12 protein-coding genes are annotated in these 13,683 nt (G+C 67.7%); 9 read left to right on the top strand and 3 right to left on the bottom strand.

Going from position 1 to position 13,683, the window contains the following annotated elements:
* The first annotated feature begins 117 nt into the window (after positions 1–117).
* The 3 genes from ACWIX7_RS15015 to ACWIX7_RS15025 all read left to right on the top strand — a co-directional run bounded on the left by ACWIX7_RS15015 (position 118) and on the right by ACWIX7_RS15025 (position 2,512).
* Positions 118–381 carry a helix-turn-helix domain-containing protein gene (locus ACWIX7_RS15015; RefSeq protein ID WP_448617247.1) on the top strand — a complete coding sequence of 88 codons (264 nt, stop codon included), beginning with the start codon at positions 118–120 and terminating at the stop codon, positions 379–381.
* Positions 363–584, top strand: coding sequence for a hypothetical protein (locus tag ACWIX7_RS15020; protein WP_448617248.1), 222 nt, complete (start codon positions 363–365; stop codon positions 582–584). The genes ACWIX7_RS15015 and ACWIX7_RS15020 overlap by 19 nt, the downstream gene beginning before the upstream one ends.
* 122 nt (positions 585–706) lie before the next feature.
* The gene (locus ACWIX7_RS15025; protein WP_448617249.1) at positions 707–2,512 is read left to right on the top strand and encodes a hypothetical protein; all 1,806 of its coding nucleotides are present in this window, start codon (positions 707–709) and stop codon (positions 2,510–2,512) included.
* Between the two features lie 233 nt (positions 2,513–2,745).
* Here the strand turns inward: ACWIX7_RS15025 and ACWIX7_RS15030 are convergent, their stop codons facing one another.
* Positions 2,746–3,030 (bottom strand): hypothetical protein, encoded by a 285-nt coding sequence (locus ACWIX7_RS15030; protein ID WP_448617250.1) that lies wholly within the window; start codon positions 3,028–3,030, stop codon positions 2,746–2,748.
* A 290-nt stretch (positions 3,031–3,320) separates the two neighbouring features.
* Between ACWIX7_RS15030 and ACWIX7_RS15035 the strand changes: the two genes are divergently transcribed.
* Genes ACWIX7_RS15035 through ACWIX7_RS15055 form a run of 5 tightly spaced genes read left to right on the top strand, consistent with a single transcriptional unit; the run spans position 3,321 to position 10,486 of the window.
* Positions 3,321–5,933, top strand: a complete 2,613-nt coding sequence (locus ACWIX7_RS15035) for a Z1 domain-containing protein (RefSeq protein ID WP_448617251.1) — start codon at positions 3,321–3,323, stop codon at positions 5,931–5,933.
* Positions 5,930–6,922, top strand: a complete 993-nt coding sequence (locus ACWIX7_RS15040; RefSeq protein WP_448617252.1) for a PD-(D/E)XK motif protein — start codon at positions 5,930–5,932, stop codon at positions 6,920–6,922. Before ACWIX7_RS15035 ends, ACWIX7_RS15040 begins: the two co-directional genes overlap by 4 nt.
* Complete coding sequence (locus tag ACWIX7_RS15045; RefSeq protein ID WP_448617253.1) at positions 6,919–8,802, top strand: hypothetical protein; 1,884 nt, start codon at positions 6,919–6,921, stop codon at positions 8,800–8,802. Before ACWIX7_RS15040 ends, ACWIX7_RS15045 begins: the two co-directional genes overlap by 4 nt.
* Entirely contained in the window at positions 8,799–9,692 is an 894-nt protein-coding gene (locus ACWIX7_RS15050; RefSeq protein ID WP_448617254.1) for a hypothetical protein, read from the top strand. The genes ACWIX7_RS15045 and ACWIX7_RS15050 overlap by 4 nt, the downstream gene beginning before the upstream one ends.
* A complete protein-coding gene (locus tag ACWIX7_RS15055; protein ID WP_448617255.1) occupies positions 9,689–10,486 on the top strand; it encodes a DUF6339 family protein in 798 nt (265 codons plus the stop codon). The genes ACWIX7_RS15050 and ACWIX7_RS15055 overlap by 4 nt, the downstream gene beginning before the upstream one ends.
* Here ACWIX7_RS15055 and ACWIX7_RS15060 read toward each other — a convergent pair.
* Entirely contained in the window at positions 10,471–10,863 is a 393-nt protein-coding gene (locus ACWIX7_RS15060) for a very short patch repair endonuclease (RefSeq protein ID WP_448617256.1), read from the bottom strand. The two genes, ACWIX7_RS15055 and ACWIX7_RS15060, sit on opposite strands and share 16 nt — an antisense overlap.
* Positions 10,864–11,015: 152 nt before the next feature.
* Between ACWIX7_RS15060 and ACWIX7_RS15065 the strand changes: the two genes are divergently transcribed.
* Complete coding sequence (locus tag ACWIX7_RS15065; protein WP_448617257.1) at positions 11,016–12,107, top strand: DNA cytosine methyltransferase; 1,092 nt, start codon at positions 11,016–11,018, stop codon at positions 12,105–12,107.
* Positions 12,108–12,306: 199 nt separating this feature from the next.
* On the opposite strand, the gene ACWIX7_RS15070 is transcribed toward ACWIX7_RS15065, so the two are convergent.
* Positions 12,307–12,690 (bottom strand): hypothetical protein, encoded by a 384-nt coding sequence (locus ACWIX7_RS15070; protein WP_448617258.1) that lies wholly within the window; start codon positions 12,688–12,690, stop codon positions 12,307–12,309.
* Between the last annotated feature and the right edge of the window lie 993 nt (positions 12,691–13,683).

Below are 13,683 nucleotides of genomic sequence, written 5' to 3' on the forward strand. Positions count from 1 at the left end.
AACGTATGACGAGGTCATAAGACTTATGACAAACGTTCGATCTTGGTCGCACATCGACAAGGTGAGCTCTGCCATAGCCTGTGCCACGGTCACTTCCATGCGGTAAAACGGGACGGCATGAGCACCTCGCCACCGCCCACCACCGTCGAGCGTCTCGTCGGGGCCAGGGCGCTCCCGGCTTCCGGGGAGGCCCGCCGCATCCGGCTGGCCGCCGGCATCAGCCTGCAGCAGATCGCCGCCGAGATCGGGGTCAGCGTCTCGGCCATCTACCGATGGGAACGCGGCGACCGCATGCCCCGGAGCCACGCCGCGGCCGAGTACGGGGCCCTCCTGCTGCGGCTGCGCGACATCCTGGAGCGCCAGTGGCAGCCAGCGGACTGACCCGGCAGTGGTCAGCCGAGGAGGTCGCGGCCCTGCCCGTGGTGATCGACCTGGTCACCGCCGCACGCGTCCTGAACATGGGCCGGACGGCGGCGTACGAGGCGGCCCGCCGCGGCGACTTCCCCGTACCGGTGATGCGAGTCGGCCGCCGCTATCGAGTGGTGACCGCCCATCTCCGCGCGCTGCTGGGGTTGACGCCCTAGTAGCCGTCGGCTCCGTCCTATGCCGACGCGCTTGCGTCGGATCGACCCGCAGCTCGGCCGGGGCACCCCGCTCGCACCTCCCTGGCGACCTCGCGGGACGAATCGAAAGGCAACTCCCACGCATGAACCGCACAGGGTCGCTGGACGGCGACTACAGCGACTCCACCGTCATCTCGTTGGCGAAGGCGGTGATGAAGCCGGGTTCCAAGGCCCGGCTGCTGGCTGAGAACAACGAGGTGACCGGCGAGTCCGTCAGCATCGAACAAGCCGTCCGGCGCAGCAGCGCCTTCATGGTCGACCTGCGCGATGGTGTCGTGGCGTGGGACGCCGACCCCGACGAGGGCGAGGCGGCCATGCTCGAGTGGGTAGAGCTCATTCGCGCTGCTGCCATGCAGATCAACGCCCGCTTTGTCATGGTCGGCTCCGGGAGGCCGGGGCACCACCACGTCTACATCGTCAGCCCTCCGGGCTGGTCCTCGCAGGACCTCCTCGACCTCCTGGTTGCGCGGGGCGCTCCCCGCCGCTACCAGCGGGCAACCCGTCCCATCCGACCACCGCTCAGTCCCCACCGGTCAGGTGGCGCCGGCGTGCCGGTGGAGCCGACCACCGTGCCCGAGCTGCTCTCGGCGCTGCGCGGCCGTCCCGGGGTACTGCCCCTGGGTGATCCCGCACTCGACCTTCTCCACCACGGCGACCGCGCGGGTCGGCACCGGCGCGTGGACACGGTCAGCAGGACGACGATGGCCCAGGCGCTCGCCACCCACTTCATCAACGCCGGCCTTGGCCTCGACGAGTACACCCGGGACATGCGTGACCGGCGCAACCGCGGCGGGGAGAAGATCCAGGAGCTGGAGAGGACCCGGGGACTCGATGTCGCGATCGCCCGGTGTGCCCAGATCTACGAGGACCAGAGGATCTTCGTCCGGGAACACCCGGCCTGGGGTCATGAGCGACGCGAGCGACGTGCGGCTGTTGCGCTGTTGCGGGAGACCGTCGAGACCTACCCGTGGCATCCGCGCACCGGCACCACGGACAGGCTCGTCTACGAGTACCTGGTCTCGGTGGCTGCCGGGATCGACAACCCCCAGGTAGCGCACTCGCTCCGATCGATCGCCGACGGTGTGCACCGCACCAGACCGACGGTCACCGCGTGCCTGCGGCGGCTCCGCGCGCAGGGACTGATCACCGTGGTGAAGCCAGGCACGGTCACCGATGCCACCACGTACCTGTTGCAGCCGCAATTGCCCCGGATCGACCCACATACCCCCGACTCAGGGGGGCAAGGGGAGAGTAAGTGGGTCGATCCGGGGCACTCGCCCCTCACGGGTCCGCTGCACGACGCCTTCCGCGGTGCACTCCCTCGATCCGCTCAGCGCACGCTGCGGGCCATGCCTCCGGAGGCAGCAGTCACGGTGGCCGAGTTGAAGGCCCTCATGCCGGGAGCCAGCGCCCGAACCGTTCGCCGGGATCTCCACGAGCTGCGTAGGGCCGGTCTGGTCGAAGCCGAACGTGAACGGCCGACCGGGCAGTGGCGCAGGCTGCCAGACGCGGACGACGGCCTTGACCAGGTCGCGCATCGTCTCGGGACTGCCGGGAGTGCTGAGCGGCGCCGGAGGGCGACGGAGCTGGAGCGCGAGGCCCGGAGCCGGAAGACGGGGATCGTGAGGCGCAGGAGCACCAGGGCCAGCGAGATCAACGTGGACCGGGGCCAGGACTGTCTGGGGAGCAACCCCGGGAACAGCCGGTACATGTCGCTCCGCGATGGTCAACGCGGACCCGGCCTTCTGTACTCCGAACTCGACATGACCCCTTCGAAATTTCCTGGTGAGGGGCTTGTCAGCGGGGACGGCATCGCCCCATCCCGCCATATCGCTTCACAAGCGACGGTGTCGCGCCGGACTTCGGCAGCATGGCGAAGTGACCCATGACGTTTGTCCGCTCGGTTCTGACCACGCAGAGTCCCGACGATGACGATGTCGACGGCCGTCTTGACTATGAGTCGTTCGGTTGGGACCCCCGCACGGCGGCATGGTGCGCGGCGGGAACGTGCCTTGCAGGACCACCGACGAAGCGGAACTCGTCGACCAGCAGATGCCGCAGCGAGTTCAACCTGCCGTACTCAGTGAGACCTGAGCTCGTCCGGGGGTCGGCGATTGGCCGATCAAGCGTGCAGGTGGACCGCGATCGCCTCCCGAGCGCGGTCTCGGAGATTCTCGACCGCACACGGCCCGATCACCTGTTCTGCCGCATCACAGCAGCGCTCGCCGTCCTGGTCCTCCCTCCAGGCGACCCAACCCTGGTTGGAGTCAAGGTCGAGTGCGAGCAGCACCAGAGTCCCGTCCGCCATGATCTGGACCCCGAAGTAACCCCCCGCCAGGGAGACGACCTTGCCGCCCGTGGCCTCGGCGGCCCTGTCGACCTCCTGCAAGTACGCCCGGTACTCCACTCGTGTGATCTCTCCTCGTCGAGAACCCTCGGGTCGTCCTATTGGTCCACGCAAGGGGACCACAGCGCAACGACAGAGGGCCACCGCGGACGGCGCTGGAGCGTTGCGTCCCCAGGGAGCAAGGCGCCCACCGACTCCACTGTCGGGCTCCAGCCTCGGCTGCACGGTGACGTGAGGCGTCTCCCTCCACATCCTTCACAGGAGTAACGGATCCGAGTGCTTCGGCTACTCACGGTGGATCGTCTCAGTAGCCTTCTCGTAGTCCGCGTGCGGCGATGCAGGGAGGGCGCATGATCACCGGCGACATCGACAACGAACAGCTCGAGCACCTCTACGGCGTGTTCTTGAACTTCATCGAGTCGATGACACCGCACGACGCGGTGAAGAACCTCCGGCTCTTCGGCGCCGACGAGTCGATCATCAAGCTGGTGCGGGAGAAGCACGAGGCGGAGAGCATCCGCATCCGCGACCTTGAAGAGCCGCCGTCGGTGTTCCTCAACGGTCGACCGACTTGGTACACCGGGCCGGATATGGAGAAGGACAAGAACTGGCCTGCGCTCGTGGCATCGATGCGCCGAAAGGGCTTCGGTGGCGCGAACATCGGGGCGATCGACGAATCCTCGACGAAGATCGTCGCGCTCCTCGACCATCCGAAGCAGGACGAGTTCCGTACCCGTGGCCTCGTCGTCGGGTTCGTCCAGTCCGGCAAGACGACGAACTTCACGGCCGTCATGGCAAAGGCCGCGGACCGCGGCTACAAGCTGTTCATCGTGCTGTCCGGGATCCACAACACACTGCGACGTCAGACGCAGGTTCGACTGGTCAAGGACCTCGTTGAGGCAAATCCCGGTCAATGGCACCAGGTGACGAGCGAAACTCATGACTTCGTTCCGCCGCCGAACCCGAAGGCCTTCTTCGCCGCCACTGGGCAGTCTCTGCTTCTCGTCGTGAAGAAGAACGCCGCTGTTCTCCGCAAGCTCCGGAAGTGGCTGAGGTCGGCTGGCGAGTACCTCGACAAGTGCCCGACACTGATCATCGATGATGAGGCCGACCAGTCTACGGTCGCGACCTCGAAGATCAATCCGCTGCTCTTCGACGTCCTCGACAGCTTCCCGAAGGCCGCCTACGTCGGCTACACGGCGACACCGTTCGCGAATCTTCTCATCGACCCGTCCGAGGATAAGGACTTTTACCCGCGCGACTTCATCGTCAACCTGCCGAAGCCCGACGGCTACCACGGCACGGAGGTTCTCTTCGGCCGTGAGTTGCTCGACGGCGAGGATCCCGAGGACCTCCCGGGCGGCTGGGACATGATCAGGCGGGTTCCAGATGACGAGGTCGACGACCTCAAGCCGAAGAACAAGCAGGACGCGGCGACCTTCCAACCCGCTCTCACCCACTCGCTCCAGGCCGCGGTCGAGTGGTTCTGGCTTGCCACCGCCGCGCGCCGGGTCCGCGGCGGCGGCAATCCGCATTCCACGATGCTTATCCACACCACGACCGAGACGGGAGTCCATGAGGCGTTCAAGGACCCGTTGCTCGACCTGCGCGCCCGGCTGCTCCGGAAGCTCGACGCCGACGACACCGCGCTGGTGGAGCGGCTGAGGACGACTTGGGAGCAGGAGACGGCCAGGGTGCCCGCCCGTGACTTCGGCGAGGACGCGGTCTCCTTCGATGACGTGCTCGGCAGGCTGCGGGAGGTCGTACGCGACACGAAGGTCGTCGTCGACAACTACCGCAGCACGGACCGGCTCAACTACGAGGCCGGACCAGTCACCGCGATCGCCGTCGGCGGCAACACCCTCTCCCGGGGGCTAACGCTCGAAGGTCTCGTGTCCAGCCTGTTCGTCCGCGCCGTGTCGGCCTATGACACCCTGCTGCAGATGGGGCGCTGGTTCGGCTACCGCGCCGGGTACGGCGACCTCCCGCGAATCTGGATGACCGAGGAGCTGGCGGAGTGGTTCCGTCATCTCGCGACGGTCGAGGCCGAGATGCGGCTGGACATCAATCGGTACATGACCTCGAACGAGACACCGTTGACCTTCGCGGTGCGCTTGCGCTCGCACCCGAAGATGAGCATTACGGCGAGGGCCAAGATGAAGGACGCCGTGCTGGCCCACGCCGCCTATGGCGGGCAGCTCGTCGAGTCGCGTTTCTTCGACATCGCGCCATCCGGAGCTGACTGGCTCGCACTGAATGCTGCCGCCGCGCGGGCCTTGGTCGCGGCCGCCGCGGCGAACGGAATCGCGGATCCTCCACCGCGTCGCGAAACTGCGCTGTTCACCCAAGTCCCTTACGACGACGTGACCGAATTCTTGCGGGCGTACTCCTTCCACGAGCGATCGTCCGACGGAGACAGCGCTCGGCTCCTGAGCTACATCGAGAAGCGGGTGAAGGCTGGCGGACTGCTCCGGTGGAGCGTGGCAGTGATCGGGAACTCCCGAAGCGACGTGGACACCAAGCCTTGCGACCTCGGCAGCGGGGTCTCGCTACGAATGGTTAAGCGCGCGCGTCTCGGACACAGGGACGTTCCGGCCTTCGATGGGGTCGCCGACATTAAGACGCTGAGCAGTCGACGCGACGAAATCATTGATCTCATCGTGGACGGTGCCGCGCCGAAGGAGCTGGACGGGATCCTCGCTCTCAGGCGGGAGCAGCGACCGAACGACGGCCTTCTGTTGCTCTACCCGATCGAGCCGAAGTCGGACACGGGGGAGAAGGTCGGGCGTAGGCCGCTGGACGCTCCGACGGACGACGTGGTGATGGGCGTGGCGATCGTCTTTCCGGAGCCGCGGGCCGGCACGAAGGACTCTGAGGTCGAGTACTGGAGCGCCGACCTGTCCAACGTCGCGGTCGAGGTGGAGGACGCCTCCGTTCTCGACCAGGACGACGAGGCTGCGTGACGGTGGACGGTGATCGACTCGAGGACCTCTGGCGTGCCGCGGCAGCTCGGTCCTCCGACAGCGCATTCCGGACCGCATCCACCGGTGTGGAGACCGACCGAGGCCCGCTCCTGGCCGCTGTCGACCGCGCCGACCGGCGTTGCCTGCTGGTCCCGATCGCGGCGAAGCACACGCTCAGGGAGGACTTGGACGGTCGGGCAGTGACGCTGCGGCGTCGCGCCCTCGAGGACGAGCACAGCTACCGGCCCTACGCCTGCCTCGAGTTGGTGGATGCCGGTCTGGCCGACCTGTTCACAGCGCTCTGCGTCGAGATCGTCGACCGGGTCGCGGCGACGCCGGACAGGTGCATCCCGACCCTGCGGACGGTGCTGTCGGAATGGCGGGCTCTGCTGGCCGGGGCCCGTGAAGCACTCACGCCGTCCGCACTCGCCGGCCTGTTCGGCGAGCTCGTCGTACTGCGGGAACTGGTCGATGTCGATCCCGGCGCCGTGGCGTTCTGGACCGGACCGGGCGGGACCGCGCAGGACTTCCATTGCGGCGCGGACGCCATCGAGGTCAAGACCACCGTGTCGCCGGAGGGCAGGCGGATCCGCGTTCACGGAATTGACCAGTTGGACCTCGCCCCGCCGGGACGGCTCGTCCTGCGGTGGTTCCGGCTGCAGACGGATCAGGGGATCTCCGTGCCCCAACTGGTCGACGACATCCGCACGAAGACCGACGATCCCCAGAGCTTTCAGGCCCGGCTCGCCGCCTACGGGTACCGGGACGCCGATCGGGACGTCTACGGGAGGCGGCTCTTCGAGGTGGTCGAGGAGCGCGCGTACGAGGTGCGTCCGGGCTTTCCCCGGATCGTGCCGTCGGCACTCGTCGGGGACGGCGTCGTCGCCGGGGTCGGCCCAGTCGAGTACGTGGTCGACCTCGACAGTGCCGCGGCGGAGGCGCGACGGTTGGACGAGGCTTCGCTGGACCGGTTCGTGAGCGGGACATGACGACACCACGATGGTGGTCCCAGCCCTTCCCGCCGACGGGTGCGATCGCCTCCGAGGGCATCCGCAACCAGCTCGGCAGGCCGCCCGTCGACCCGATGACCGTCTTCGTCCGCGAGACGGCACAGAACTCCTGGGACGCCCGCCTGCCGGGACGTCCGACGACGTACCGCCTCGAGTTGAGCACCGTGTCGCCCACGCACCGCCCGACCTGGGAACGGCTGCTCACCCCACCCTCACAGGTTCAGCGCCACCTCGGTGTCGGCCGCGTCGTCCGGTCACCGAACCTGCGCCTGTTGTCGGTCGTGGACCGGGGCACCAAGGGCCTCGGTGGGCCAACCCGGGCCGACGAGGTCGCCGCCGACCGCCGGGACTGGATCGCATTCGTCCTCAACGTGGGGGAGAAGCGCGACACCGTGCACGGTGGTGGAACGTACGGCTACGGCAAGGCCGTCCTCTACCGCCTGTCCAAGGTCGGGACCATCCTCGTCTACACCCGCACGGAGGAACCCGGGCTCGGGCTGTCGTCCCGGCTCATCGGCATCGCCCTGGGCGAGTCCTTCGAGAGCACCGGTCGGGTGGACGAGGACGCGCGTCCGTTCACCGGGCGGCACTGGTGGGGCGACATCCAGGGCGATCACGTCGAACCCCTGCGGGGCGCCGAGGCCGACGCCGTCGCCCGCAGCCTCGGTCTGACGCCGTTCGAGGGGGGCGAGTCAGGCACCACCCTCGTGGTCCTCGATCCCGACCTCGACGACTTCGACGACGTGGAGACCGCCGCCCGCCACCTCGCCGAGACCATCGCCTGGCAGATGTGGCCGATCATGCTGCCCGAACGAGGCGACCACAAACTGTTGCCCGCGGTCGTGGCGGGAGGCCGGACCTTCGACGTGCCGGATCCCGCGAGGACCTACCCCCTGCGCATGTTCGTGGCCGCCTACCGCCGTCAGAAGACCGATCAGGCGACGACCCTGGAATGCCTCAGCCCACGGCGTCGCCTCGGACGGTTCGCGCTCGAGCAGACCGTCGTCATCCCGATGTCGCCCGAGTCCGTGACGCAGGCGGCGGAGTACGCGGGGGTGAGCGGGGATCCCCATCACGTCTGCCTCATGCGCTCCCCTGAGTTGGTCGTCCGCTACCACGAAGGACCCGTGCCGGGCTCGGTGAACCGCGCCTACGCCGGGGTGTTCCGCGCCGAGGACGACCTCGACGAGGTGTACGCCGCCGCCGAACCACCGACCCACGACCACTGGGTGCACGAGCAGCTCACCGGCAACGACAGAACGTTCGTGCGCGTCACGTTCACCCGGATCCGCGAGCAGCTGTCCTCCCTCCGGGCCGCGGCGACGACCGCGGCTGCGGCGACCGGCGGCGTGGCGCTGGGGGCGGCGGCGAACTTTCTCGGTGGGTTGGTCGCCGCGGCCTTCGCCGAGCCAGCCGACGGCCTCGGTGAGGGGTCGACCGGTCGGGTCGGGGGCGGCACGTCGCCCGGGCGGGGAGTCGGTGGTTCCGACAGGACCGCAGGGCGGACCTCGCCTGCCGGACGCGATCGCGTGCGGGTCGCGTCCCTCGACGAGCCCCGGGTCGAGGACCGAGACGGAGCGGTGGTGGTCGTCCAGAGGTTCTCGGTGACCGGGGCTGGGCCGGTTGAGCTCACCGCCCGCCTGGCCGTCGCTACGTGGGAGGGCGGCCGGGAGGAGGAGGCCCCGGTCGGCGCGGCGCGACCCGAGGTGTGGGCCTGGACGACACCCGATGGCGAGATCCGCGCCGAGACGTGCACTGTCCCTGCACCCGCCGAGGTCGCGCTCGCGATCGTTCCCGTACCCGACACGGTCACCGACATCGCCGTCGTCGGTACCACCCTCGGGGAGCACGTCTCATGACCCGCGCGTTTCCCTATCTCCGCCCCCCGGGCGACGTGGTGACGGCCGGCCCGTGGTCGCAGGTCGTCGCGGGCGGTGCCGTGGAGATGCCCTCCGAGCTGCCCGACTGGGACTACGACACGACGCTGTCCCTGAGCCGTCCGGTCCGGGTGGACGGACTCCGCGCCCGTCGGCTCTGTGGCCTTCCGGAGGATGCGGAGGTCGACCTGACGGTGCGGTGGTCGGCGTCGAGTTCTTTCTTGCGCGGTCGCGCTTGGCAGGCGGCCGTCCCGGCTCAGGACGGCGCCGAGCTCGATATCGCGTTCGATCTTGAGGGAGACGAGCTGGGCGGCGTCCTGGAGCTGCACACCGTTCTCACACTGCGCAACCCCGCCGGCGCGAAGTCGTCCGTGGCACCTCGGCGACCGGGCAGCGTGCTCTGGAGCGACCGCTTCCCGGTGCTGCTGCAGGGCGACGCCGTCCTCTTCCCCCTCGCCGTCGCCGACTTTCACGATCTCCCATACCCGACAAGGGCGAGTTGGTACCTGGAGGTCGGGGATGACCTGGAGGCCGCGGCGCTCGGCTCCGTCCTTCTGCTCGCCAACGAACGCCGCGAGGTCGTGGTGAACGCGTTGACGGCGGCGGCAGGGCCGACGGATGCGGACCGGCGGGTGCTGTCGACTCTCCGCACCGACGTCCTCCGGTCGCTCGTCGAGCGGGCCCTGTCCAACGAGGACTTCACCCACGAAGTCGATTACCCGACCGGTTCCCTCGGGGCGCTCTTCACCGCCGTGCTCGAGAGGATGTTCCCCGCCTTCAGCGTCGAGGCCCTGCGCCGTGAACGACAGCTCGAACCGGTCCTGTTCACCGCTCGGGTCCAGGACGCCGCCGACCTGCTGGCGGCGCCGTGACCAGCGTCCTTTACCCGCGATTGCTCGACCGGACCGCTCGCGAGCTGCACCAGGACTACTCCAAGGCCGGCTTGGCGGACCTGCAGGAACAGGTGGCTTACACCCACCGGTCCGCCGTTTTCGCCGCCACCGGAGGTCGTCGTGTCACCGAGAACGAACTGCGGGACCTTCGGGACCTGATCGTCAAGGCGGCCGAGAATGCGGGGTTCCCCGGCGAGGGACGCCGGCGCGACCGCATTGCCTTCGACCTCGAGGTGGCGCAGTTGCTCCACGAGCGCTCCGGACTCGTCGCGGCCGAGGCCTCTGTGCGGTCGATCTGGACCTTCCTCGCGCTTGTCGTCCTGCCCGACGTCTCTTACTGGCGCTACCCGCGCCCGCCCGTCGACCGGGTGCTCGGAACCGACATCACCCGGCATGTCTGGGGCCGCCTGTGGTGGCGTGCCCACCTGCTTGCGCTGCCACAGCGGATCGAGCGCTACCGCCTGCTCGACGCGTTCGGCGAGGCCGCCTTCGATCAAATCTTCGCCCGGCGCAGATCCCTCGGCGCTAGTCGCACCCTTGCCCGGGCGTTGGCGGAAACCTTCCCAACGGTGGACACCGGCGGCGTCGCGGAGCGTGATGTGCTCCGCGACGTGCTGAAGCGCCTATTACGGACGAGCGCGGTGGTCGACTTCGAGGCGTTGGACGACGACGAGTTGCGCCGCCAGGTGGCCGTGGCGGTCGCCGATTCGGTTGCGGTTCTCGGTGATCTGCAGCGACATTCGGGGCCTCGGCACGCTCAGGACGACGACTGATTTCCTACGGTTCGTTCGACGACGTCGACGACCGTGGTTGGGTCCTCGTGCTCCCAGAACCGCAGGACAATCCATCCGAGGGCCTGCAGATGAGCGTCGGTCTCCCGGTCCCGGTCGACATTCTTCTGGAGCTTGGCAACCCACCATTCGTTGTTGGCCCGGGGGATGCTCTTGTGTAGCGGACACGAGTGCCAGAAGCAGCCGTCTATGAACACGGCGACCTTTCGCCGCGGGAAGATCATGTCTGCCCGACGCCGGGGCATGCCCGGCAGTGGCACGTCGACGCGGTAGCGCATCCCCCGCCGGTGCGCCTCCCGTCGGACCTGCATCTCCGGATCGGTGTCGCGCCGTCGGGCACGGCTCATCCGCTCGGACACGCCGGGGCTCGATGCGGGGGGCCGGTCCGCCATCGGAACCCCCTTCACGGACGTGCCGTTGGTCACTGCGGCCTGACAGCCTACGAAGCTGCTGGCGACACACCACAGGCACGTCGCGAAAGCTGTCGGTGACCGGCCGTAAGTTGTTGACCGTGACCCGACTGCGCTTGGTGGATCTCTTCGCCGGATGTGGCGGGCTGACCCGGGGGTTCCTGAACGTCAATGTCGACCCCGACGTCCGATCCGAGTATCGAGTCGTCGCGGCCGTCGAAGCCGATCAAGCGGCAGCAGCCACGTACGCAGCCAACTTCGGCCGTGACCACCTGCACGCAATCAGGATCGAGGACTGGCACCGCGACGAGATCCCCAGTGCAGACGTCGTCATCGGGGGGCCGCCGTGTCAGGGCTTCTCGAATCTCGGCAAGCGCGACCCCTCCGACCCTCGCAACGTCCTCTGGCGTGAGTACGCCCGGACCCTCGCGCAAATCCGGCCGGACTACTTCGTCATCGAGAACGTCGCTGCTTTTTTCCGGTCACCGCAGTGGGAACTCCTGCAGGCCGAGGTCGAGCACGGCGCCCTTACCCGCTATCGCCTTCAGCCCTACGTGCTCAATGCAGCGGAGTTCGGTGTCCCGCAGGTGCGGAAGCGGGCGGTCGTCATCGGTCGCCATCGCAACAATCCGCCGGTGCCGAACCCCGTCGGCGAGTTCGCTGGCTGCCCGCAGCACTTCCTCTCGGTCGGCGAGGCGCTCGCCAAGCTTTCGGAGGTCGTGCCGCCCGACGCCATCAATCTGCCCGAGGGCATCTTCGAGTTTGATAACACTGCCTTTCCGGGCGCCTTCGAGACGACTCAGCTGCACCTGACCCGTCGACTGACCGACCTCTCGCGACGCCGGATCGCGAAGATTCCCCCAGGTGGTAACCGGTTCGACATTCCCGAAGAGCTGCTGGCGCCGTGCTGGCGGAAGCACCAGTCCGGCGCCAAGGACGTCATGGGACGCCTGCGCGCCGACCGCCCCTCGGTGACCATTCGAACGGAATTCGTGAAGCCCGAGAAGGGGCGCTACCTCCACCCGACCCAGAACCGGCCGCTCACGCACGCCGAAGCGGCACTCCTGCAGACCTTCCCGCACGACTTTCAGTGGTGTGGATCGAAGGTGGCCATCGCTCGACAGATCGGCAACGCCGTGCCGGTTCGGCTGGCACACGCACTCGGGCGCAGCATCGCGCTCATGTACGGCTGAGCCGGACGGACCGAACGCCGGTCGTTCCGCTGACCGACGCGTGCAGCCTGGCCCTCGCCGCATCCTGTGTTCATGAAGTGGTCGCGGTGCCGCTGTTGAGAAAGCGCGACATCCGCATTCCTACCCCCAGGCCGAGCAATAGCCAGGCACAAAAAAGGTCTGCCCGGGCCCCCGAAGGGGCCCGGGCAGACCATTCGAACTACTGTCGACGCCTCCGGTTCTCGTACTCGAGGTTGCCGGCGGCACGAGCGTTGCGACACTCGGCGGCGTCGGGGTCAGGCTCGTCACTACGGTCGCGGGTGCTGTAGCCCTCGTAGTAGGCCTCGGCCCAGCCCTCGTCGTTGTACATCCTGTTGAAGACCGTGCCCTGACCGTCGTTGGCGTTCTTGATCGCCTGCTGCTCCTCGTAGTCGAGGTCGTCGGGGTGTACCACGTGCGCCTGCACGCTGTCGGCGTGCCGGCTGTGCTCGGCGTCAAGACCGAAGTGCCGATTGATCCGGGTACCGAGCGACTCGCGGCCACCGTGCTTGCCGGTGTAGGTGCCGATGCCGTCGTCGTCCTTGAACTCATAGATCCAAGACACGTGTCCTCCTCTGGGCATGAAAAAAGCCCCAGATCCGGATGATCTGAGGCAGAAGGTGGGCGCTGTCGTAGAGCAGTTCGTTGCCCTTGCGGGACGCTGATTCCGGAGCAGTCCGTTCCCACCTGCTCTTACGCGCCAGGTTGAATTCCTGGAAAGGACCATGTCGTGTGCGCTCGCGGGTCCATGTCAAAAGACTGAGCCCCAACGCAGTCGGTCTCTTACCTGGTCCTCGATCGAGAGCGTCTAGCGGGGGCGGTTTCCCGCTGGGGTCTTCTCCTCGCCCCGGTGTCACCCGGTTTGCAGGCGCTCTCACGCGTCTATCAGCCATTATACGCTAGTTACGACTCCAAATCGATAGCTATGTTGTAGACCCCTTGGCGAGGGCAGTGTCGGAGGTTTCAAGTGAGTGAGGTTTTCTCACCAGGAATTCACACCCAGTTGAAGAGGTGGCAGGCGTCGCTGGTCAGGGCTTCAGCGAGTCGTCAGCGACGTCGGGCGCAGTCCCTCGGCGCAGCCTCTCGGCAGGCGGCACCCGGCACTTCGCTGGCACAGGGGCCTGACCTGCAGCGATGGCTCTCCCAGGCGTTCGCGGACGGCGAATCCTGGTGAGAAAACCTCACTCTGTCTGGGAGCTACAAGCTGAGATGGGAGGACTTGTCGACGTTCGCTACGGATCCCGACGGCCAGATGCAAGTGCTCGCCGTCGAGGTCGGGGAGACTGCTTGATTCCTACGGTCGTCCGCCAGGGTGGCTGACGCCGCCAGCTTGCGGATCGTATCCGCAGGCGCACGGTTTGACCTGCGCGGATGGGGCTGGTGCTCGGGGAGTCGTCGCGCCGTCCGACGAAATGCATGGCGTCCTAGACGGGGCCGCCTCGCCCCGTGTGACCGCCTCGTCGCGTGCCGGAATGAGCCTCAGCCACCTCGCCGCCTACTCTGCACGGGTGACGCAAAGCGCAGTCGTAAGCACCCACTGCCACGAAGAGGCCCTGCC

The sequence above is a fragment of the Geodermatophilus sp. URMC 65 genome (genome assembly GCF_053502545.1).

Bases quoted from the DNA above. Each gene is read 5' to 3' on its own strand.
- ACWIX7_RS15025 (WP_448617249.1), top strand. From the start codon at position 707: ATGAACCGCACAGGGTCGCTGGACGGCGACTACAGCGACTCCACCGTC.
- ACWIX7_RS15050 (WP_448617254.1), top strand. From the start codon at position 8,799: ATGACCCGCGCGTTTCCCTATCTCCGCCCCCCGGGCGACGTGGTGACG.
- ACWIX7_RS15015 (WP_448617247.1), top strand. From the start codon at position 118: ATGAGCACCTCGCCACCGCCCACCACCGTCGAGCGTCTCGTCGGGGCC.
- ACWIX7_RS15035 (WP_448617251.1), top strand. From the start codon at position 3,321: ATGATCACCGGCGACATCGACAACGAACAGCTCGAGCACCTCTACGGC.
- ACWIX7_RS15045 (WP_448617253.1), top strand. From the start codon at position 6,919: ATGACGACACCACGATGGTGGTCCCAGCCCTTCCCGCCGACGGGTGCG.